Origin of the sequence: Streptomyces echinoruber (genome assembly GCF_014651135.1) — a bacterium.
GTDB lineage: Bacteria > Actinomycetota > Actinomycetes > Streptomycetales > Streptomycetaceae > Streptomyces > Streptomyces echinoruber.
The window spans coordinates 1-1,090 of record NZ_BMWH01000092.1 but is presented as its reverse complement, the minus strand read 5'-3'; the positions used below and the strand labels follow the sequence as shown (position 1 = coordinate 1,090).

Here is a 1,090-nt window from a genome sequence, read left to right as displayed (position 1 = left end):
AGCGGGGTGGCGGCGACGGAGGCGACGACGGCCCGGAAGACGTCGACGACGGCCCGCAGAATCGAGCGGTGCGTCGCGGTGACGACGTCGACGGCCTCGGCGGCGAGGCGGTCGACGGCCTGCGCGTTGGGGGTGCGGTCGTCGACCAGGGCGCGCGCGTCGTCGGACAGGGCGCCCAACTCCGCGACCGCGGCACGGTGGCCGCGGTTGTACGACTCGGCGACGGCGTCGAACACTTCGAGCTGCGTCGCCCGGCCCAGCTCGTCGACGACGGCCTGTGTCGCGCGCCTGAGCTTCTGCACGGCGGCGAGCTTGGCCTCGACCCACCCGGGCGCGTCGAGGCCGGCGGCGAGCTGCCGCGCGATGATGCCGAGCAACCGTTCTTCGGCGTCGGCGTACATGTCGCGCGTCGTCGCGGCCAGATCCTCGACCATGCCCGGATGAATCGGCACGCCCGATCACCCCCCGGTCTCACGCGGCGAGCGGGTAGGTGCCTCCCGGGTCGGGCATGTCCGCAGCGCCGGTCTCCCGGAGGATCGCGGCGACCTCGGCGTCGACCTGGTCGTCTTCCCACTCCGGGTGGAGCCATCGCACCTTGGTCGCCGTGCTGACGGCCCCGGCCCGGTTGAGCAGGTCGAGCGTGGTCGCCGTGGCCTGCTCGGACTCGGCGACGCCGTCGCCGAACTCGACGCGCGGGCGTTCCGGTCGGATCGGCCGTCCGAAGTGGATCGCGTCGAGCTGCAACAGCACGTGCAGGATGTGTGCGAGCGGGTTTCGCCAGTACCCGGCCTTCTTCTTCCTGGTCACCATCGACCGGGCGTCGCGGCTGTCGACCTCGGTCGCGGTGATCGGCTGTCCTCCGCCGTCGAGGCCGAACGACTGGGCGCTGTACCCGGCGGACTGGGCGGCCTGCCTCATCAGGGCCTCGGCGCTGCGCTGGTGCTCCTCAACCCGTATGGCGAACTGGGACAGGGTGATGCCGTTGCCCTCGGTGGGCGGCATCCGAAGCGAGTGCCAGACCTCGCGGTCGTCGTCGAACGACGCGCCCTGTCCGGGCCCATGATCCCGCAGGTAGCCATCGGGCACGATC

Annotated in this window: 1 protein-coding gene and 1 pseudogene; both read right to left on the bottom strand. The window is 72.2% G+C overall.

Translation table 11 applies throughout. The features are described 5' to 3' along the window. On the bottom strand, positions 1-452 hold a 452-nt coding region (locus IE225_RS32685), incomplete at its 3' end, for a phage minor capsid protein (protein ID WP_229880219.1). A 19-nt stretch (positions 453-471) separates the two neighbouring features. Beyond that, positions 472-1,090, bottom strand: a pseudogene (locus IE225_RS32680) (phage capsid protein); the annotation flags it as partial.